The following is a 20,901-nucleotide window of genomic DNA, read 5'->3' as shown; positions in this document are numbered from 1 at the left end:
GCGAGTGGGTTTGCTGTTGCCGGGTAGGTCGAGTCCCATCTCGACCAAAGGTGTTAGCCGCCAACTCTGGGCCGATATGGAACTCGGCCTTCCCAGGGGCAGGTGGGAGCGGCGGCCTCGCCGCGAAGAGGGTTTAGGCTGGCGGGTCGGCACGGAATTTGGCGCCATGCAGGTAATGAGTTGTTCGATATATGAAAGTTGATTCAACGAGGAGGCACAGGTAATGCAGTCATACAGTTCACTCTGGCGGGAAAACGGCATGTGGCCAAACTCCCTGGCCATTGCCTACGTTTTGATTGGTTACTTTGGTGGCTGGGCACTGATGCTGCTTGGCAACGTGTGGAGTCTGGTACTGGGCGTGCTGGCAGTAGCCCATGCCATGACGATTGCCGCCTACCTGATCCACGAATGCGGTCACAATGCCCTGTTCAAGAAGGTTGAGCACAATACCTGGCTGGGTCGCTGGATGAATGTGCTCACCGGCTCGCACTACGGCACCTATGAAGACATGCGTTACAAGCACATGCGCCACCATGTCGATAACTGCGAGCCAGTCAGTTTTGACTATCGGGCTTTTCTGACCGCGCGGCCGCGTCTTCACAAGTTGGTACGTGCTCTGGAGTGGTGCTATATCCCGGCTGTTGAGCTGCTGATGCATGCCATGCTGATTGTCGCGCCCTTTATCTACCCGGCCAAGCGTGCCCAGCGCGGCCGCGTGATACGCGTAACCTTGCTGCGCTTCACGCTGTTCGCGTTCGTCCTCTGGTTTGCGCCATTGGCGGCGCTCGGCTATGTACTGGCTTACCTGCTGTTTCTGACCTTTCTGCGGTTCATGGACAGCTTTCAGCACAACTACGAGATCGTCTATACCCTGGATTCGCCCGAGATCAAGCCGGTTCATAAGGGTGATCGTCAGTACGAAGAGACCAACACCTACAGCAACCTGCTGTCGGTGCGCTGGCCATGGGTCAACCTGCTGGCGCTGAATTTTTCCTACCACAACGCCCACCACACCAAGCCGAACATGCCCTGGTTCCGTTTGCCGGCCTTCCATCGCGAGCTTTATGGCGATGACTGTCCGCAGCAACTGGATGTGATAGGGCAATTGCGCTGTTTCCACCGGCACCGGGTCGAGCGGGTGTTGGCCGAGGAGTACGGCACGGCAGATGTGCGCTCGACCGTGCGCGAGGGTCAGGCGGTTGGGGTTAATGCCTTGTCCTTTCTTACAGCGTTCTGAGTTGTCTTTGCTGGGTTGGCCTGCGCATGCAGGGCATTCAAGAGTCTGACTGGGGAGCAGTGTATGGCAGGTGTGTTGACTATGGTCTGGGCCAAGTTTGACTTCAAACAGCCAGTGGCGCCGAGTGCCAGACTGTTACTCGGCTTGGCGGCCTGGATCGCTTTCGTGCTGCTCTGGCACGGCGCTGCTACCCTGCGCGATGTGCCCAGCCCGCTGTTTCCCGGCCCGTTGCAGGTGCTGGAAGCCTTGCGTGAACTGTTCTTCGAAAAAGGCTTCAGTGCCGATGTCCTGAGCAGTCTCAAACGCATTGCCTTGAGCTTTGCAGTTGCACTGGCCATTGCCTTGCCACTGGGCATCCTGATGGGAGCTTTCCCGTTGGTCTCGGCCTTTTTCAATCCTCTGGTCTCGGCCTTTCGCTATCTGCCTGCGCCGGCTTTTATTCCGTTGTTGTTGATGTGGCTGGGTACCGGTGACGAGCAAAAGATCGCCTTTCTGGTTCTGGGCGTGGTGTGGTTCCTGATAACTCTGATCAGTGATGTGGTTCGTCAGGTACCGACTGATTTTATTGAAACGGCTAAAACCCTGGGTGGTTCCAGGCGGGTGATTCTCTGGACGGTGGTGGTGCCTGCGTCCTTGCCAGGGATAGTGGATACCTGCCGGCAGATGCTGGCAGTCAGCTGGACCTATCTGGTGATTGCCGAGATCGTCGCAGCCACTGACGGCATCGGGGCCATGATGATGCGTGCCCGGCGTTTTGTGCATGTGGACGACATCATGGCCGGCATTGTCGTGATCGGTGTACTGGGTCTGCTCTGTGATCTGGCATTCCGTGGCTTGCATTGGCTGCTTTTTCCTTACTTGCGGCAGTCGCGTCGCTGACAGGCAAACATGAGTTTTGAACCGGACGCGATCCTGCGCCTGGGCATAAGCGTTGTACATGACGGGAGAAATGACAATGGGACTGAACAACTGGAGTAAAGGGTTCAAGGGCTGTGTGCTTGGCGCGGCCCTGTTCTGCGCCAGCGGGGTGCTGCAGGCGGCTGAAAAGGTCAACGTATCGCTGTTCTCATGGCCGGGGTATGGTTTCTGGTTTATTGCCAAGGAAAAGAACCTGGTGCCTGAACTGGATTTGCAGATCAGCATCATTGAAGACCCCTACGAAAGCTTTGCCCTGATGACCGCCGGTCAATTGGATATCACCTCCAGCACCGTGGAGTATGGCCCGATTGCCGTGGACCAGCAGGTTCCGATCAAACTGGTGACCTATACCAATCCGTCCTATGGCACTGACAAGATCATCCTGGCGCCTGGCATCGAATCGGCAACCGACCTGATCGGCAAGAAGATTGCTGTTATGGAGGGGGGGCTGACGCAGATTTTCATGGGTATCTGGCTGGAGCAGAACGGTGTGGCCATTGACCAGGTGGAGTTCGTCAACGTGATCATGGATGAAGCAGTTGGCGCCATGCTCGGCGGCAGTGTCAGCGCCGTTGAATTGTGGGAACCCTTCGGCAGCCAGTTGCTGGCCAATATGCCGGGTGCCCGCGTGGTCGCCGACTCCAGTCAGGATGACTGGATCAGTACCGCCTTGCTGGGTGACGGCATGTATATGAGCGAGGCCTTTCTGAGCGAGCGACCCGAGGCGGCTAATCTGGCCATGCAGGCCTATTTCCGGGCTGTGGAGTTCTGGAAGCAGAACCCGGAGGAGGGCAACCGCATTATCGCCGAGGCTATCCAGTTCAGTGTCTCTGATGTGGAAATGGTCATTGGCACCGATGGTGAGATCTACAAGGGCGGCATCATGGTGTTCGATCGCGATGAGGCCGGCCGCTTCATGGGCATAGCCGAAGGCGATCTGCCACTGGGCATGAGCAACGGTCAGATTGTCGAGCACTGGAACACCACCAACGCCTGGTGGCAGAAGTTTGGCCTGGCCACTGAACTGCATGACTGGACCACAGGTATCGAGCTTGGCCCACTCAAGGCAGCGCTGGAGACGCCATGAGCAGCGCCGCCGAAGCTATCACCGAGCTGTCTGGCTTGCAGGCCAGGCAGTTGGGCAAGGTGTTCTCGGACCGCGGCCGTGACGTGGTGGCCGTGGATGGCGTGAGTTTCAGCGTCGAGCCTCGGCAGGTGTGCATGCTGTTGGGGCCCTCCGGCTGCGGCAAGTCAACGGTGTTGCGCATGCTCGCCGGACTGGATATGCCCAGCAGTGGTGACGTGCTGCTGGACGGTGAGCTGGTGCGCGGTCCGCACCGGGACCGCGGCATGGTGTTTCAGGGTTACACCTCCTTCCCCTGGCTCAAGGTGCGGCAGAATGTGGCCTATGGTTTGAAGATCAACGGCGATGTGTTGGCCATGCAGGAAGGCACGGTGGATTATTTTCTCGACCGGGTCGGTCTCACCGCCTTTGCCGAGGCGTACCCGCATGAATTGTCCGGCGGCATGCGTCAGCGGGTAGCGCTGGCCCGTGCCCTGGCCAATTCACCCAAGGTGCTGCTGATGGATGAGCCCTTTGGTGCACTGGATGCCGAGACCCGCTGGCAGATGCAGGAGCTGCTGCTGGATGTGATTCGCAAGGAGCGCATGACTGTGGTCATGGTCACCCATGATGTCGAGGAGGCGCTGCTGCTGGGGGATCAGATCGTGTTTTTATCCCGCCATCCTGGCCGGGTCAGAAAAATCCTGTATCCGCCGTTCAAGGCCGACGGGCAGATCACTACCCGCGAACAGCTTCGGGCCCATCCTGATTACGCGTTGATGGAGCGGGAGATTCTGGGAATGATGCGGGATGAAGGCGGTCACTGAGTGACCGCCAAACAGGCTCGGGGTGAGCGTGGCTTATTCCACGGTCACCGACTTGGCCAGGTTGCGCGGTTTGTCCACATCCGTCCCCTTGACCAGCGCCACATGGTAGCTAAGCAGCTGCAACGGGATGGTATAGACAATGGGTGAAATGCAGTCTTCAACCCAGGGCAGGGTGATGACTTCATGGTTGGCGTCAGGCTCACCCTGTTCAATGGTCTCGCAGGCGAAGGTGATCAACTGACCGCCACGGGCACGGACTTCCTCCAGATTGGATTTGAGCTTTTCCAGCAGGCTGTCACTGGGGGCGACGCTGACCACCGGCATGTCTTCATCAACCAGTGCCAGCGGACCATGCTTGAGTTCGCCGGCGGCATAGGCCTCAGCGTGTATATAGCTGATTTCCTTGAGCTTGAGTGCGCCCTCCATGGCAATTGGATAGTGCGTGCCACGGCCGAGGAACAGCGCATGATGCTTGTTGGCAAACCGTTCGGCCAGACTGGTAATGCGCGGAGCCAGCTCGAGACTTTGCTGGATCACCTGCGGCAAGGTCTTGAGGGCCTGCACGTTGCGTTGAATCACCGCGCTATCTCTGTTGCGTACCTGGGCCAGGGCTGTCGTCAGCCACAGCAGGGCGACCAGTTGTGTGGTAAAGGCCTTGGTTGAGGCAACACCGATTTCGGGGCCGGCATGGGTCAGCAGGCGCCAGTCTGCTTCACGTACCAGCGAGCTGCCTGCCACGTTACAGATGGCCAGTGTGGCCAGATAACCCTGATCCTTGGCAAAGCGCAACGCCGCCAAGGTGTCGGCGGTCTCGCCTGACTGCGAGATGGTAATCAGCAGGGTGTTGGCGGGAACCACCACGGTGCGATAGCGGTATTCGCTGGCGACTTCCACGCAGCAGGGGATACCGGCTTGCTCTTCAATCCAGTAACGCGCCACCAGACCGGCGTGGTAACTGGTACCGCAGGCAACAATATGAATAGTGGCGATATCTGCCAGCCGGGTTTCTGCCTCCGGGCCGAGCACAGCGGTCAGCACATGATCGTCACCCAGGGTGCCGGACAGGGTATCGCTGATGGCCTGGGGTTGCTCAAAAATCTCCTTGAGCATGTAGTGTCGATACTCACCCTTCTCCAGACTATGGGCGGCATGCTCATAGCGTTTTACCGGGCGATCAACAGGGTTGTTGCGACTGTCCCATATTTCACAACGGGTCATGCTCAGGCGCGCATGGTCGCCTTCTTCCAGATAGCGGAAACGGTCAGTAACCTGCAGCAGGGCCAAGGGGTCGGAGGCTATGTAGTGCTCTTCGCTGCCCTCGCCAATGACCAGCGGACTGCCCATGCGTGCGCAATACAGGGTCTGTGGCTGGTCTTCATGGATCAGCGCCAGCGCGTAGGCACCATGCAGCTCGCCCAGGGCCGTGCGAAAGGCCTCCAGCAGGTCATGCTGTTGCTGAAAATAATGAGCGATCAGATGAGCAACCACCTCGGTGTCGGTTTCCGAGGTGAACTGATAACCCAGGTCGATCAGACGTTTGCGCAGTGGCGCGTGGTTTTCAATGATGCCGTTGTGCACCACTACCAGCTTGCCGGAGATGTGTGGATGAGCATTGTGTTCGGCCGGCTTGCCATGGGTCGCCCAGCGGGTATGGGCAATGCCCAGGTGGCCGTTGGCCGGTGAGTTGGCCAGGGCGTTTTCCAGCTCAATTACCTTGCCCACCGCCCGCACGCGTTTGATGCCGTTGCCATCCGCCAGCACCGCTACCCCGGCGGAGTCGTAGCCGCGGTACTCCAGGCGCCGCAGGCCTTCAATCAGAATGGGGGTGATATTGCGCTGGGCGACGGCGCCGACAATTCCGCACATGCTGTATTCCTTGGGGGTGCTGTAAAGCTCGGCAGTTTATCACCGACCCGTTGGACGGTCACGGTATGTCATGGCTCCTGTGGCAGCGGCCAGGAAGGAGGTGTGTCGGAGGTGATGGCCAAACTCCCTTTCGGCCATGGGCGACTACCAATTGTTGACTCAGCGCCTATTGAAGCGCTGCACCAGTGCCGCTTGCTGTGCCGCCGTAGCAGACAGGTCGCTGCTCAGGCTGGCGCTGCGCTGCGCCTGTTCAGCAGTGACATCGGACTGGGCGGCAATGTTGGTGATATTGCGGTTGATCTCTTCGGCTACTGCGCTCTGCTCCTCGGAAGCACTGGCAATCTGTCCGGCCATATCGTTGATACGTTCAATCGCAGCACGAATACCGTCCAGCGCTTCATCCGCTTCGATAACCTGGGCTACGCCCCGGTCAGCCTGCTCATGACCGCTGCGCATGGTATCAACAGCGCGGCGTGCAGCGGCTTGCAGGTTATCGATCAGGCCGTGGATCTGCCCGGTTGAGTCGGCGGTTCGGCTGGCCAGGGCGCGGACTTCGTCAGCTACCACGGCAAAGCCGCGGCCCTGCTCACCGGCACGTGCGGCTTCAATGGCGGCATTCAAGGCCAGCAGGTTGGTCTGGTCGGCAATGCTTTTGATGACATCCACGACCTTGCCGATTTCCAGGGCATCGTTGGCCAGTTGCGCGGACACGCTGGCGGCGGAGTTGACTGACTCGGAAAGAATTTCAATGGCTTCACGGGTCTGACTGGCCACCCGTTTGCCGTGAACTGCCAGATCATTGGCTTCACGGGTCGCCTCCGCTGTACGCAGCACATTACCGGAGACCTCCTGGGTGGCGGCGGCCATTTCGTTGATGGCGGCAGCGACCATATCGGTTTCAGTACGCTGCCTGTTGATGCCTTCATGGCTCTGGACTGCCAGGTGACTGGCTTCGCTGGCCTGTTTTTTAAGTTGCTCGGCGCTGTCCATGACCCGGGTAAGGCAGGTTTGCAAGCGAGCCTGCTGGCTGTGCAGAGACATTTCGATTTGACCCAGTACACCTTTGTAAGGCGTATACATGCTGGCCAGTAGAGGGTCAGTGATGCTGTTGTCGGCGACCTTGAGTATGCGTTTCAGGTGCCCATCATAAAAGGCCTTGAGGGCAAAGCCTGCGGGAATGGCTACTGCGCCGGCAGCCAATATACCCCAGCCACCAAAGATCAGGCCTGCGCCGCCCGATAGTGCAGCAATGGCCACAACTGGCAGGACATCCGTGACTATGCCACTCATGTCGGTCTGAACGCCTTTGCCACCGCTCTTGAGCCGCTTGTAGAGCGCTTCAGCACGTTGAACCTGACCTGCGGTGGTTTTCACCCTGACCGACTCGTAACCCACCACCTGGTTGTTCTCCCAAATGGGCGTGACGAAGGCATTGACCCAATAGTGGTCGCCGTTCTTGCAGCGATTCTTGACGATCCCCATCCAGCTTTTGCCGGCTTTCAGATCGTGCCACATATGCTCGAAGACCGCAGTCGGGACGTCCGGGTGACGAACCATATTATGCGGACTACCGATCAGCTCACTGTGCTCAAAACCGCTGACATCGACAAAGGCCTTGTTGCAGTAGGTGATCTGCCCCTTGAGGTTGGTCGTTGAAATCAGCCGCTCCTCGGCATTGAACGTGCGCTCGCGTTGAGTGACGGGTTGATTGTTTCGCATGGATAATTCCTGTTCGAGGCCAGCAGGGAAAGGCACTACAACGGTTTTATTAAGGACTGGTTAACATTATCGACTGACTTTGCAGCTTCTTGAATCACCCTTGCGGTATCCAGCCCAGAAGCCTAGGGTGAGTATAGCCACAACGCAGGATCAACAGGTTCAGTCTTCAGGAGTTATTTCCCATGTCGGTTTCAAACAGTCTGGGCAGTCTGGCTACCCTCGAGGTAGGCAAGGCCCGTTATCGCTATCATTCACTGGCCAAAGCGGCAGAGACACTGGGCGATATAAACCGATTGCCGATGTCGCTCAAGGTCTTGCTGGAGAACTTGCTGCGCTGCGAAGACGGCGAAACGGTGCGCCTGGCCGATATTCAGGCGATGGCGGATTGGCTGCTGGACCGGCGCTCGGACCGTGAGATTCAGTTTCGCCCGGCGCGGGTGTTGATGCAGGATTTTACCGGGGTGCCGGCGGTTGTGGATCTGGCCGCGATGCGCGATGCCTTGGCGCGTGCCGGAGGTGATCCAGAGAAGATCAATCCGCTATCACCGGTGGATCTGGTCATCGATCACTCGGTGATGGTCGACCACTTTGCTGATGACAGTGCCTTTGAGCAGAACGTCGCCATTGAGATGCAGCGCAACGGCGAGCGCTATGAGTTTCTACGCTGGGGCCAGAAGGCCTTCGATAATTTTCGCGTCGTGCCCCCTGGTACCGGCATCTGTCATCAGGTCAATCTGGAGTATCTGGCACAGAGCGTATGGTCTGCAGAGCGTGATGGCGAGCAGTGGGCCTGGCCGGATACCCTGGTCGGCACCGATTCCCATACCACCATGATCAACGGCCTGGGAGTCCTTGGCTGGGGTGTCGGCGGTATTGAAGCCGAGGCAGCCATGCTTGGCCAGCCGGTATCCATGCTGATACCCGAGGTGGTGGGCTTCAAGCTGAGCGGAAAACTCCCTGAGGGCATGACCGCAACCGATCTGGTTTTGACTGTCACGCACATGCTGCGAAGCCATGGTGTGGTCGGCAAGTTTGTCGAGTTCTATGGCGATGGACTGGCAGAACTGCCGCTGGCGGACCGCGCCACCATTGCCAATATGGCGCCTGAATATGGTGCTACCTGCGGATTTTTCCCGGTGGATGAGGAAACCCTGCGCTATCTCAAACTGACCGGCCGTTCGGATGAGCTGGTTGAGCGCGTGGAAGTCTATTGCAAGGCGCAGGGACTCTGGCGTGAGCCGGGTCATGAACCGGTGTTCACCGATACCCTGCACCTGGACATGGGGCAGGTCGAGGCCAGTCTTGCCGGTCCGCGTCGACCCCAGGACAGGGTGGCACTGGCTGATGTGCATAAAGCCTTTGATGACCTACTGGATTTGCAGCTGCAGCCCAAGGACAGTGAACAGGCTCGCCTGGAAAGTGAAGGAGGCGGTGGAACGGCGGTGGGCGCAGCCAGCAACGAAGCCGTGGTGTTGATTGATGGTCAGGAACATAGATTGCAGCACGGTGCGGTGGTCATTGCGGCTATTACCTCTTGCACCAATACCTCTAACCCAAGCGTAATGATGGCGGCGGGCCTATTGGCGAAAAAAGCGGTTGAACATGGCCTGCAGCGCCGTGCCTGGGTCAAGTCATCCCTGGCCCCGGGGTCCAAGGTGGTCACCGATTACCTGCTCAAGGCGGATCTCACCCAGTACCTCGATAGCCTGGGTTTCAATCTGGTCGGTTATGGCTGTACGACCTGTATCGGCAACTCAGGTCCCTTGCCGGATACCATCGCCAAGGCGATCAGTGAGCATGATCTGGTGGTGTCGGCGGTGCTGTCCGGTAACCGTAATTTCGAAGGTCGGGTGCATCCGCAGGTCAAGGCCAACTGGCTGGCGTCGCCGCCACTGGTGGTTGCCTATGCGCTGGCAGGTAACACGCGGCTGAATCTGCTGGTTGACCCCCTTGGGCTGGATAGACAGAACAAGCCGGTCTATTTGCGCGAAATCTGGCCAAGTAATGCGGAGATAGCCGAAGCCGTTGCCCTGGTTGAAGACAGTATGTTCAGAGCGCGCTATGCCGACGTCTTCAACGGGGATGAACATTGGCAGGGTATTGCCGTGGCTGAAGGCTCGACCTATGCCTGGCGCGATGACTCGACCTATGTGAAAAACCCACCCTTTTTTGACCTTATCGATCAGCCGCTGCAGCCCCTGGCTGCGATCAAGCAGGCGCGGGTGTTGGCGGTTTTTGGTGACTCCATCACCACAGACCATATTTCGCCGGCCGGCAACATCAAGGCCAGTTCTCCGGCTGGCGCCTATTTGCAGTCGCTCGGTGTCAGTCCTCAGGATTTCAACTCTTACGGCTCGCGCCGGGGTAATCACGAAGTGATGATGCGCGGCACCTTTGCCAATATCCGTATCCGTAATCGCATGTTGGCCGGCGAGGAGGGTGGCGAGACCATTCATGTGCCGAGCGGAGAGAGGATGGCGATCTATGATGCGGCCATGCGTTACCAGACCGAGGGTGTGCCCCTGGTGGTGCTGGCAGGCAAGGAGTACGGTACCGGCTCGAGTCGCGACTGGGCTGCCAAGGGCACTAACTTGCTGGGCATCAAGGCGGTCATCGCCGAAAGCTTCGAACGCATCCACCGCTCCAATCTGGTCGGTATGGGCGTGTTGCCGCTGCAGTTCATGGATGGCCAGACGGCCGCCTCTCTGGGGCTGGAGGGGCACGAGCTGCTGGATGTCACGGGTATTGACGATGATATCCAGCCGGGTCAACAGCTTAAGGTAACCGCCACCAAGAGCCAGGGGGAGACTGTCGACTTTGAGGTGATCTGCCGAATTGATACCGGCAATGAAGTGGATTACTTCAAAGCCGGTGGCATTCTGCATTATGTCCTGCGCCGCATGGTGGTTCAGTCGGCGGGGCGTAACCGATAAATGCCGTTGTCCTGATCAGCCGAAAAGTACAAGGTGCCATCTGCGGCCATGGCCAGCCCCGTGGGTATGCCGCTCGGTGGCATGCCGGGACTGGTCGGGTAACCGATCGGCAGGTTGTCGGCCAGTATGCGGCGTTCGCCATTGGCGATATCCAGTCTGATCAGGCGCTTGGCCGCTGTTTCGGCAACGATGAACTGGCCCTCGGCGCTCTGTACCAACCCTTCAGGCATCTGCAGATCCTCGGCCAGGCGGGTTATCTCGCCATTGGCCGGATTGACCCGGGTCAGAAAGCCTGCGGCCTCGGTCAGATAGATCTGCCCATCCTGCCCTTTGATCATCTGCACCGGGCCGAAGAGCCCCTCGGCCAGCGTCCCACGGTTTTCCAGTTGCGGTCCACTGAGCTGGATCAGCGCACCGCTGCCAAGCTCACTGACCAGGATGCTGCCATCATCCAGCTCAACCGCAGCCGAAGGCGCATTCAGACCATGGACCATGGCCAGTGTCGACATGTCATCACGCTTGAGTACATGCAGGGTACCGGTGGAAAAACTGGTCAGCAACACGCGCTCCTTGCCCAGCCCCACGGCAATCGGGTACTCGATGTCCGAGCCGTGGGCGCGGCGGATATCGGTGACCTTGCCTGACGCGGTATCGACCGAACGGAAACTGAACACATCCGCGACATAGAGGGTCTTGCCATCTTCGGCCAGACTGAGCCCGGCGGGCGCTGCCAGATTGCCCTGAACAATCACCCGGGTAGCGCCTGACGCCGGGTTGACCTCGGTAATACTGTTGTCAGCCATGTTGGAGACAAAGATACGGTCTTCAGCGTCAATCGCCAGATTGTCCAGTGCACTGGCCAGTTGCGCGATCATATCGGTTTCACCTGTGCTCGGATCCAGCTTTATCAGCTGACCGGACAGGGTATCGACCACAAAGAGTTGGTCTTCTGAATCAAAATTGACTGCTGCCGGCGTGCCGAAGCCTTCTCCCACGGTCTGCATCTCACCGTTCTCCGGGTTGATGCGCACGACCAGCCCCTTGAACCATAGCGGACCATAAAGCCAGCCATCGCTGCCGACTTCAAAGCCGTTGAAACCACCCATATCGCGCTTGATCAGTCTGGGTGGTTGCTGCGCGCTGATGTCAAACTCCCATAGGGCGTCATCAAGAAAGACCTGGCTGGCGTAGAGCTTGCCGTTTTTCTGGTCAAAGGCCACGGAATTGATGCCGGGCAAACCTTCAGCCAGCACCCGGATCGATGCATTGTCATTGTCGCGGTACAGTAGCTTGCCAAGGGTGAAGCCGGTCCAGGCCATCTCACCCTGCGGGCCAATGGCGATATCGTCAGCCTGGCCCAGATCCGGGCCGATAAAGGTGCTCACCTCGCCGCTGACTTGATCGACCTGGTACATGCTGTAGCCCACCACACTGCCGGCCAGCAGGCGGTTCTGCTGATCCACCGCCAAACCATGCACGCCTTTGAAGGGCGAAGGCGCAACCAGCACTTCGGGCGCCTGATAGTTGCTGGTATGACCCATGCCAGGCAGCAGCAAGGCGGCCAGGGTGAGGGGAAACAGGACTTTCATTGCAGATCCTTTTTATTAGTGTATTTGCTCTACTCTAGCCCGGAATGTCTCATGCCGGGGCCGTTATGCACTGGGTTGATGGCACATTATCAAGCGGGCATCAGTTACTCAGGCAATTATCCTGCGATGTCTCTCAGATATCCTCACCAAGAAAACCGCCCGATTGTCTGGACCAGAGCTGGGCGTAGAGCCCGCCCTTGGCCAGTAGTTCGGCGTGCGTACCATCTTCGATGATACGGCCCTGGTCCATCACAATCAGCCGGTCCATGGCCGCTATGGTGGACAGACGATGGGCAATGGCAATCACTGTCTTGCCCTGCATCAGGGTGTTCAGATTTTCCTGAATGGCCGCTTCGACCTCGGAATCCAGGGCCGAGGTGGCCTCGTCGAGGATCAGGATCGGCGCGTCCTTGAGCATCACCCGGGCAATGGCAATGCGTTGGCGCTGGCCGCCGGAGAGTTTCACCCCGCGCTCGCCAACATGGGCATCGAAGCCGCTGCGACCGCGGGCGTCCTGCAGGTCGCGAATGAAATGCTCGGCACTGGCCTGACGCGCGGCATTCAGCAGAGAGGCTTCATCGGCATCCGGGCGGCCATAGACGATGTTGTCGCGAACCGAGCGATGCAGCAGGGAGGTATCCTGGGTGACCATGCCAATGTGCTGGCGCAGGGACTCCTGGGTGACGCCGGCGATATCCTGATTGTCGATCAGAATCTGACCGGCCTCGATATCATGGAAACGCAGCAACAGATTGACCAGCGTTGATTTGCCGGCACCGGAGCGGCCAACCAGGCCAATTTTTTCGCCGGGTCGAATGCTCAGATGCAGGTCATCAAAAACGCCCTGATCCTTGCCGTAATGGAAGCGTACATGCTCGAAGCGAATTTCGCCTTTGGATACCGCAAGGGCTTGGGCTTCAGGCTGATCCTGAACCACCTGCGGACGGGAAATGGAATTGATACCGTCCTGCACTGTGCCGATATTTTCAAACAGGGCCGCCAGCTCCCACATGATCCACTGCGACATGCCCCAGAGACGCAGTACCAGGCCGGTGGCTACCGCCACAGCGCCGATGCTTGCGGCCTCATTCAGCCATAGCCAGATGGCCAGCGCGGTAACACTGACCAGCAGCAGGCCGTTGAGCAGATACAGGCAACCATTGACCAGTGTGACCAGGCGCATTTGCTGGTACACGGTGTGCATGAAGGACTGCATGCCGTCACGGGCATAGCTGGATTCACGCTGGGCATGGGAGAACAATTTGACGGTCTGGATATTGGTATAACTGTCGACTATGCGCCCGGTCATGATCGAGCGGGCATCGGCCTGGGCTTCGGCCACCTTGCCCATCAGCGGTATGAAATGACGCATCAGCAGGATGTAGCCCAGCAGCCAGCCGAGCATCGGCAGCGTCAGGCGCCAGTCGGCCAGCCCGACGATCAGCAGAGTGCCCATGAAGTACACCAGCACGTAGTTGAGTACATCAATCAGCTTGATTACGCATTCGCGCACGGCCAGTGCGGTCTGCATCAGCTTGGTGGCGATACGGCCGGCAAACTCGTCCTGATAAAAGGCCATGGACTGCTTGAGCAGGTAACGGTGGACCAGCCAGCGGATGCGCATGGGAAAGTTGCCCATCAGCGTCTGATGGCTGATCAGCGAGTTGGTGGCAATCAGCGCGGGAAGCAACAACAGCACCACCAGCGCCATACCGACAAGCTGCCAGCCCTGATTTTCCAGGAAGGTCTCGCGATTCTGAACCGCCAGCCAGTCAACAATGTTGCCGAGAAAACTGAACAGCCAGACCTCGGTCATGGCAATCCCGGCCATGAGCAAGGCTGCAAGAGTCAGATAGGCCCAACTGCCCTTGGTATAATGCAGACAAAAAGCCAACAGGGTGCGGGGTGGTTCGCCGGGCTCATCATCGGGGAAAGGGTTCAGACGTTGTTCAAACCAGCGAAACATGGCATTAGCCTGCGGTGGGCATCAAGGCTGGGCATTATGGCTGCAGGCAGGCGTCAGGCTCAAGGTGGATTGCGGGACAAGGTGTTGCGGTGATCGACCCCGATTGCGCACGGGCTGGAGGGTATTGAGGAATTGCCAAGGGTGAGCTGGATAGCCCCGACGCAGGGTGCATCGGGGCCGGGATATTACAGTGCCTGGCGAATCAATGTGGCCAGAACGCGCGAACCAGCAGCGGTGGGGTGAATGCCATCGCTGAGCAGGTAGCGGCTTTCGTTGCCATTGAAGGCGCTGCGTACGTCAACGAAACGGATGTTCATACCCGGATAGGTCATGGCCTTGCGGTTCATGCTGAACTCGTTGATTTCACGCAGTGCTGCAGCATCACCGGTACCATTGTAGTAGCCGAGGAAAATGATGTTTTGAATGCCGTCAGCGCGCATTTGAGCAACCAGGCGACCGATTTCGGTTTCCAGGTCGTTCAGCAGGGTCATGCAGCGGCTCAAGGAAGGCGCGCAGCTGTTCAGCTGAATATCGTTGCCGCCACCATTGAAGATCACAGTCTTGATGCCGCGCTTGGATGCATTGGCATACTGCTGGGGAATGGCGTTGCGGCGGCTGCAGATAAAGTTGCCACCGATCATCTGACAACCCGAACGCGCATAGGTGGCGATGGTCTTGTTCAGATCCTGCTCCAGGTAACGATGAATATCGCCAGACAGGGCAAATACCGAGTCACCAATAATCATGGTGTCAGTGGTTGGCGACGGGGTCGGGTTGATAGCTTGAGCGGAGCCGATGGCAAATACCGAGAGTACCAGTGCGGTAAGGCTGAGTCGGGTAAAGCGTAAAATCGATTTCATCGAGTAGGTCCTGTTGAAATTGTTATTTGCCAGGTCGCATTTGTGTGCCTGTATCCGTGAGGCATACTGCAAATTTGCCTCGAAGATGATTGCATCGGACTTATGTTCGGTAAAGCACCCATACAGGTGATTTCAGATGATTTTTCAGATGGTGACTGATACAGAATGAGCAGCTGTTCGGGCTTTGTTATCGGGGCTATTCCGGTTGGCAGGCCGTTTTTCCAGATCTGAAGCCGTTCAGAGAATCGAGGGTTACAGGGCTGTGGGCGGGTGCAGTAAATGCTACCCTGTGTCATGCCTTTCACCTATCCGCTCGATCTGATCAAGACACTGTATGCGCGCCTGTTTCGCGCCCTGAGGCCTGGCTTGGAGAATTCACCTGAAACACTGCTGGCGTCCCTGCAAGATGACTTTGGCCTGCTGCGCGTAACCGAGGCAGATGGCTACCGCTTTCTTTACTTTGGTGATCAGACCGAGCAGAGCTGCTGCTTTGTCGCAGATCCTGCCTGGCTGGAATACGACTATACCCGGGCCATGCTGCTGGGACTCTTCTGGTGTCCGTTGCCAGCGCAGGCGACCTTGCTCGGGCTGGGCGGTGGCAGTCTGGCCAACTGTCTGTTACGCCACTTCAAACCGGACCGGGTCACCGCGGTCGAACTGCGGTCGGCGGTTGTTGATATGGGTCGGCGCTGGCTGGGTCTGAGCGAGTCGCCTGAACTGCAATTGAAGATCGGTTGTGCGCAGACCTTTATCACTGAGCAAGCAAGCAGTTGTGACCTGTTATTTGTTGACCTGTATATGGAGGGGGGTATTTCCCGCCTGCAACTGCAAGCCGCCTTTTTTGAGCAATGCCGGCAAGCCCTGCGACCTGGTGGCGTACTGATCATCAATCAATGGCAACTTGGTAATACCGGCAATCCCTATGCCGGACGCATGCTCAACGAACTGTTTGGCGATGATTACCTGCAGGTGCCGGTGGAGGAAGGCAATATTCTGCTCTTTGTACCCGCCTCCGGTCGCCTGCCCCTTGATCGCCAGGCAATGGAGCAATGGGCTGATGACCTTGAACCGCGGCTTGGCTATTCACTTCGTCCCTATGTCAGCGCCGTGCGCCGGGCCAGCGAAGCACCCACTGCATCAGAATGACAGGCTGGGCTATTCGCCGGTGGCTACGGGTCGGCCGGGCTGGGTAATCCACTCGCTCCAGGACCCGGCATACAGCACCGGCTCAGCCAATCCGGCTTCCACTGCGGCAAGAACACTGTGGCAAGCCGTTACCCCGGAACCGCAATAGCAGACCAAGGTTTTTTTGCTATTGACCCAGGGTGCAAAACGCAATCTCAGCGCCTTGGAGCTGAGCCACAGGCCTTTGCCGTCCAGATTGGCTGCGCAGGGCAGGTTGGCTGCACCGGGTATATGCCCGGCAATTGGGTCGATGGGCTCGAGTTCGCCGCGAAAACGCTCAGGAGCACGGGCATCGAGCAGCTGCATGCTGTCCTCATCGAGCCGGCGCAAAATGGTCTGGGCATCGATGACTTTATAGGGGTCGGGGCGGACGCTGATGTTACCCTCGGGCAATGGCCTGGGTGTTTCTGAACTGAGCGGCAGGTTGGCGGCCTTCCAGGCGGCCAGTCCACCGTTCAGAACCCTGATCTGATCGTGCCGAACCCAGCGCAGCAGCCACCAGAGTCGGGCAGCAAAGAAACCGGGGCCTTCGTCGTAGACGACGATCATACTGTCTGAATTCACGCCGTTGCGGCGCAGACACGCCTGAAAATGCGCTGTGTTGGGCAGAGGGTGGCGTCCGCTGGTGCCGGGAATGATCGGATCGGATAAATCATCGTTGAGGTGCAAATAGCGGGCACCCGGAATATGTCCGGCGTTGAAGTCCAGTCGGCCCTGTTCTGGACGATCCAGGTAGAAACGCACATCAAACAGACGCAGCCCCGGCTCATCCAGGCGCTCAGCCAGTTCAGCGACAGAAATAAGCTGGGACATGTTCCGTGCTCCGTTTGAAAGTGTGGATTTCAGTGTACCTGCTTCTAGCTGGGAGTCGACTGCGACAAAGCGTCCTGCTGTATGGCCGGGACGGCATGGGTGCAGTGTATTCAGGCGGTCTATCATGAAGCCTGTTGCGTTCAGACCAAACATCAGGGAGCTGCTATGTCCGGCCCGCTTGCCAGCTTGAAAATGCTTGATTTCTCAACCTTGCTACCAGGTCCTTTCGCATCCCTGATGCTGGCCGATATGGGCGCGCAGGTGTTGCGCGTGGAGCCGCTTGGACGGCCGGATCTTGTGCGGCTGTTGCCGCCCCATGTAAACGGCACCTCGGCCAGTCATGCCTACCTGAATCGCAACAAGGATTCGATCGGGCTGGATCTCAAGCAGCCGCAAGCCCGCGACATAGTGCTGCGTCTGCTGGGAGAGTACGACATCCTGATTGAACAGTTCCGTCCGGGCGTGATGGCGCGACTGGGTCTGGGCTATGAACAGCTGCGCGAAAGCCATCCGGGTCTGATCTATGTCTCGCTAACCGGCTACGGCCAAACCGGGCCATACAAGGACCGCGCCGGGCATGACATCAATTACATGGCGTTAGCCGGGCTATCCAGTTATAGCGGCAGGCAGGCAACCGGACCAGCACCGCTGGGCATGCAGGTGGCCGACATTGCCGGTGGTTCCTTGCATGCGGTGACGGGCCTGCTGGCGGCGGTGATCCATCGTCATCAGACCGGCGAGGGGCAGCAGGTCGATATCAGCATGACCGACTGCGTGCGCACGCTGAATGCCATGCAGGCGGCGGCCAGCCTGGCCACAGGTGAACAGCCCGAGCTTGAGTCGACGCTGCTGAATGGCGCCAGCCATTATGATGTCTATCAAACCCGCGATGGCCGCTGGATGGCAGTCGGTAGTCTTGAGCCGCAGTTTTTCAAGCTGTTGTTCGAGGTATTGGGCTGTCCGGAGCTGTCTGCCGCAGCCTTGTCGCAATGCCCGGCGGACCGGCTTGCGCTCAAACACAGTCTACGTGAGGCCTTTGCCGAGCAGGATTATGCCTATTGGTGTGAACGCTTTGCTGCCGTGGATGCCTGTGTTGAGCCGGTTCTGACGCTACCCGAGGCACTGGCGCATCCGCTTCTGGAGGCGCGTGGCATGCTGCAAAGGGTCGACAATATTCCGCAGTTGGCCTGCCCGATTCGCTTTGGCAGTGGGCTGCCGGCAGCGCGCCACAGCGGCAAGGCACTGGGCGCCGATACTCATCGGATCCTGGCCGAGCTGGGATTGAGTGCAGTTGAAATTGAAAGGCTGGCAGCCGCTGGCGTGGTTGGTTGAACGCTGCTGCCGTTCGGAAGTTGATCCGACCAGTGGTCCTTCAGTTCATCGGCTGATTGCCGATAGCGGTACATCAACCTGAGGACCTTGTGATGACCCAGCCCACTTCTCTCCCTTCCTCATCCGCACAATCAGGCGCTATTCGGCAAACGGCAACCTCAGCCGGCACCCGTAGCCCTGACAGCCAGCAAGTGCTGGCCAACCGGCTTGCTGAACGCCTTGGCCTGGACAAGGGCAGTCTGGGCGGCAAGGGCGAAGATTATGCGCCGTCACGTGTAGCAGAGAGCGTGTTGGGCTTTATCGGCGGTCGACTCGAGCGGGAACGGGCTGAAGGTGGCGATGTCACGCAATTGCAAAAGCGCTTTGATCAGGCCCAGAAGGGCATAGAACAGGGCTTTGCCGAGGCGCGTAAAATCCTCGATGGCATGGGCGTGCTGACAGGCAAGATAGCCGAGGATATTGACCAGAGTTACAGTCTGATCAAGTCCGGTATGGCGGGTTTGGCCAAGGAGTATCTGCCTGCCGCTGAAGGCTCCCCGGGTCTGGCATTGAGCGCCAGTGCAAGCCGGATGACCGCCCTGGCCGAAAGCTTCGAGCTCTCTGTCAGCACCCGTGAAGGTGATACCTTGCGCATTCGCATTGCCCAGGCCAGCTTCAGCGAGTCCAGCAGTCAGGTTAACGCCAGCGTCTCCGAAGACGGCAGTCAGTTATCGCTGAGCAGCCGCAGCAGCCAGTTGCAGGTCGGCATGTGGCAAGTTGATCTGGAGGGTGACCTGAATACCGCTGAGCGCGAGGCGCTGGAAGACCTGCTGGGTCAGGTGCAGACACTGGCCGGACAGTTCTATGCCGGTGATCTGGATGGCGCCTTTGACCGCGCCATGGCCTTGAACATGGATGGCAATCAGTTGGCGTCCATGTCCTTGAGTCTGACCCAGACCAGTGTCCGTCAGGTCAGCGAGACCTATGGTCGGGTTGCGGGTCCAGCCACGGCGGCCAGTGCTGTCAATTCTACCCTGCGCGAATATGCTCAGGGATTACTGGAAGCCCTGCGTAGCGCAGAGACAGTGACCAATACTGCAACCGATATGCTGAACGACATGCTCAAGGGTGGATTCAGTCTTGATGAACGCTTCGATCAGGGGCGGCTGGACAAGGCCATGAGTCTCAATGACCTGTTACTGGAAGGCTTGTCTGCCAAGGCCGAACAGGCAGAGTAAAGCGTATCAGTTGAGGATGGCCTGTTGTCCGGTGAAGTGCAGAAGGTTGCCACAACGGCGGCACTGATATTGTCTGCCGCGTGACACCCAGGCATGGCGTTGCGGTGTGAAGGGAATGTTGTCTGCGCACTGGCAGCGATACAGGTAGCGGGTCCCCCTGCGTTTGACCGGGTAATCGTGGCATCGTTGGGCTGGCAGCTTGAACAGCCCGACCATGATGCTTTGCCATTCCGGGCCATGTGGACGAATAGCTAACCCGAACAGGTGATGGGCAATCAGGTGTGCGGCCTCGTGTGGGACCGTCTGCTGCAGGAAATCTTCGCTATGATCGCGGTACATCTGCGCATTGAAGCGCAGTAAATTGCGCTGCAAATAGGCCACGCCCGCACGTTGACCACGCAGGTCAAGCTCGACCAGGGGCCGTGGAAACTGACGCTCGAAGCGCGTTTCGGCCAACTGATAGCATTCTTCAAGGCGTGCCATGAGTTTGTCCATGGGTCGATTATATGTCGCTGAACCCCATTCCAGAAGCCTCGGTTACATTTGTACAGGAGAAGGGTGGTTAGAAAATACCCGCGTCGAGCCCAGCAGCCAGGGTCAAACCGAGCTCTTCGGCCTGTTCGAGAAAGGCAGGTTGCCAGTCACCCTTGAAAATCAGCGGGTCTTGCACCCAGGTCCAGCGCAGCCCTGTGACAATCGACTCGATTGCTCGCCGGGTGCCGGTACCGTCCAGGCCTGCGCGTATATACAGGGCACAGGGGAGACCCTGTTTGACTTCAAGCACCGGGTAGTAGCAACGGTCAAAGAAGTCCTTCAGGGCGCCGCTCATGTAACCGAGATTTTCCGTAGTGCCGAGGATGATCGCATCGGCTGCCAGAACGTCCTCCGGAACCGCCTCCAGGGGTTTTTTCCAGGTGACCTCGACCTGGTCAATATCCGGGTGGCGCGCGCCACGCAGAACGGCTTCGACCAGCGCCAGGGTATTGTCGGACGGCGCGTGGGCAACCAGTAGCAGTTGTTTCTGCTTCATGGGCAGCTCCCGGGACTCAGCGGTTGCCCCATACCTTGGCTATGGCCCGCTCGCTGCCGAGCCAGGCAATAACCAGGGCGAACAGGCCGACCAGACCGAATATGCTGACGGGCACCAGAAAGGCAACATCGGTCCCGGCGGGCAAGAAAACCGCCAAGCCAATTGATAGACCCAGAAACAATATGCCCACCACCCACAGAATAAGGCGCGCTTTGGGTGGGTAGTGGTATGGCTGGTCGCCACGTTCCAGTGGCGTGAGCAGTGGCGCGAAGAGTGATCGTGCCAGAGTCTTTATAGATGACATGGGACATCCCGTAATCAGAGGAAGCGATTAGCTGTTGACGAC

General features: G+C 58.4%; 17 protein-coding genes. 8 read left to right on the top strand and 9 right to left on the bottom strand.

Features of this window, described 5'->3' with window-relative positions; all coding sequences use genetic code 11:
- Positions 1-223: 223 nt before the first annotated feature.
- The 4 genes from AC27HQ_RS13520 (at position 224) to AC27HQ_RS13505 (ending at position 4,045) form a co-directional block, all read left to right on the top strand.
- On the top strand, positions 224-1,237 hold the full coding sequence (locus AC27HQ_RS13520) for a fatty acid desaturase family protein (RefSeq protein WP_487156706.1): 1,014 nt from the start codon (positions 224-226) through the stop codon (positions 1,235-1,237).
- Positions 1,238-1,300: 63 nt separating this feature from the next.
- Complete coding sequence (locus AC27HQ_RS13515) at positions 1,301-2,116, top strand: ABC transporter permease (RefSeq protein ID WP_487156705.1); 816 nt, start codon at positions 1,301-1,303, stop codon at positions 2,114-2,116.
- Positions 2,117-2,192: 76 nt separating this feature from the next.
- Positions 2,193-3,242 (top strand): ABC transporter substrate-binding protein, encoded by a 1,050-nt coding sequence (locus AC27HQ_RS13510; protein ID WP_487156704.1) that lies wholly within the window; start codon positions 2,193-2,195, stop codon positions 3,240-3,242.
- Entirely contained in the window at positions 3,239-4,045 is an 807-nt protein-coding gene (locus AC27HQ_RS13505; protein ID WP_487156703.1) for an ABC transporter ATP-binding protein, read from the top strand. The genes AC27HQ_RS13510 and AC27HQ_RS13505 overlap by 4 nt, the downstream gene beginning before the upstream one ends.
- Before the next feature lie 33 nt (positions 4,046-4,078).
- On the opposite strand, the gene glmS is transcribed toward AC27HQ_RS13505, so the two are convergent.
- Together glmS and AC27HQ_RS13495 are read right to left on the bottom strand one after the other, a co-directional pair.
- Complete coding sequence (gene glmS / locus AC27HQ_RS13500; protein WP_487156702.1) at positions 4,079-5,911, bottom strand: glutamine--fructose-6-phosphate transaminase (isomerizing); 1,833 nt, start codon at positions 5,909-5,911, stop codon at positions 4,079-4,081.
- A gap of 159 nt (positions 5,912-6,070) precedes the next feature.
- Positions 6,071-7,630: a methyl-accepting chemotaxis protein gene (locus AC27HQ_RS13495; RefSeq protein WP_487156701.1), complete on the bottom strand. Its 1,560-nt coding sequence runs from the start codon at positions 7,628-7,630 to the stop codon at positions 6,071-6,073.
- A 182-nt stretch (positions 7,631-7,812) separates the two neighbouring features.
- Here AC27HQ_RS13495 and acnA point away from each other — a divergent pair, with 182 nt between their 5' ends.
- On the top strand, positions 7,813-10,563 hold the full coding sequence (gene acnA / locus AC27HQ_RS13490) for an aconitate hydratase AcnA (protein WP_487156700.1): 2,751 nt from the start codon (positions 7,813-7,815) through the stop codon (positions 10,561-10,563).
- On the opposite strand, the gene AC27HQ_RS13485 is transcribed toward acnA, so the two are convergent.
- The 3 genes from AC27HQ_RS13485 to AC27HQ_RS13475 form a co-directional block, all read right to left on the bottom strand.
- Complete coding sequence (locus tag AC27HQ_RS13485; protein WP_487156699.1) at positions 10,539-12,152, bottom strand: Vgb family protein; 1,614 nt, start codon at positions 12,150-12,152, stop codon at positions 10,539-10,541. The genes acnA and AC27HQ_RS13485 overlap by 25 nt on opposite strands.
- A 133-nt stretch (positions 12,153-12,285) precedes the next feature.
- Positions 12,286-14,118 carry an ABC transporter ATP-binding protein gene (locus tag AC27HQ_RS13480; RefSeq protein WP_487156698.1) on the bottom strand — a complete coding sequence of 611 codons (1,833 nt, stop codon included), beginning with the start codon at positions 14,116-14,118 and terminating at the stop codon, positions 12,286-12,288.
- Positions 14,119-14,303: 185 nt separating this feature from the next.
- On the bottom strand, positions 14,304-14,978 hold the full coding sequence (locus AC27HQ_RS13475; RefSeq protein ID WP_487156697.1) for an SGNH/GDSL hydrolase family protein: 675 nt from the start codon (positions 14,976-14,978) through the stop codon (positions 14,304-14,306).
- A 279-nt stretch (positions 14,979-15,257) separates the two neighbouring features.
- Here AC27HQ_RS13475 and AC27HQ_RS13470 point away from each other — a divergent pair, with 279 nt between their 5' ends.
- On the top strand, positions 15,258-16,124 hold the full coding sequence (locus AC27HQ_RS13470) for a spermine/spermidine synthase domain-containing protein (RefSeq protein ID WP_487156696.1): 867 nt from the start codon (positions 15,258-15,260) through the stop codon (positions 16,122-16,124).
- A gap of 9 nt (positions 16,125-16,133) precedes the next feature.
- On the opposite strand, the gene AC27HQ_RS13465 is transcribed toward AC27HQ_RS13470, so the two are convergent.
- Positions 16,134-16,976, bottom strand: a complete 843-nt coding sequence (locus AC27HQ_RS13465) for a sulfurtransferase (RefSeq protein ID WP_487156695.1) — start codon at positions 16,974-16,976, stop codon at positions 16,134-16,136.
- A 165-nt stretch (positions 16,977-17,141) separates the two neighbouring features.
- On the opposite strand from AC27HQ_RS13465, the gene AC27HQ_RS13460 reads away from it, so the two are divergent.
- Both AC27HQ_RS13460 and AC27HQ_RS13455 read left to right on the top strand, forming a co-directional pair.
- On the top strand, positions 17,142-18,308 hold the full coding sequence (locus AC27HQ_RS13460; protein WP_487156694.1) for a CaiB/BaiF CoA transferase family protein: 1,167 nt from the start codon (positions 17,142-17,144) through the stop codon (positions 18,306-18,308).
- A gap of 92 nt (positions 18,309-18,400) precedes the next feature.
- Positions 18,401-19,525, top strand: a complete 1,125-nt coding sequence (locus AC27HQ_RS13455; protein ID WP_487156693.1) for a DUF5610 domain-containing protein — start codon at positions 18,401-18,403, stop codon at positions 19,523-19,525.
- Between the two features lie 6 nt (positions 19,526-19,531).
- On the opposite strand, the gene AC27HQ_RS13450 is transcribed toward AC27HQ_RS13455, so the two are convergent.
- From AC27HQ_RS13450 to AC27HQ_RS13440, 3 genes are all read right to left on the bottom strand, one after another.
- Positions 19,532-20,020, bottom strand: coding sequence for a SprT family zinc-dependent metalloprotease (locus AC27HQ_RS13450; RefSeq protein ID WP_487156692.1), 489 nt, complete (start codon positions 20,018-20,020; stop codon positions 19,532-19,534).
- A gap of 67 nt (positions 20,021-20,087) precedes the next feature.
- Entirely contained in the window at positions 20,088-20,555 is a 468-nt protein-coding gene (locus AC27HQ_RS13445; protein WP_487156691.1) for a flavodoxin family protein, read from the bottom strand.
- A 16-nt stretch (positions 20,556-20,571) separates the two neighbouring features.
- On the bottom strand, positions 20,572-20,859 hold the full coding sequence (locus AC27HQ_RS13440; protein ID WP_487156690.1) for a hypothetical protein: 288 nt from the start codon (positions 20,857-20,859) through the stop codon (positions 20,572-20,574).
- Between the last annotated feature and the right edge of the window lie 42 nt (positions 20,860-20,901).

It is taken from the genome of Halopseudomonas sp. 4NH20-0008 (assembly GCF_057548395.1).
This window is presented reverse-complemented; position numbering and strand designations above follow the sequence as displayed.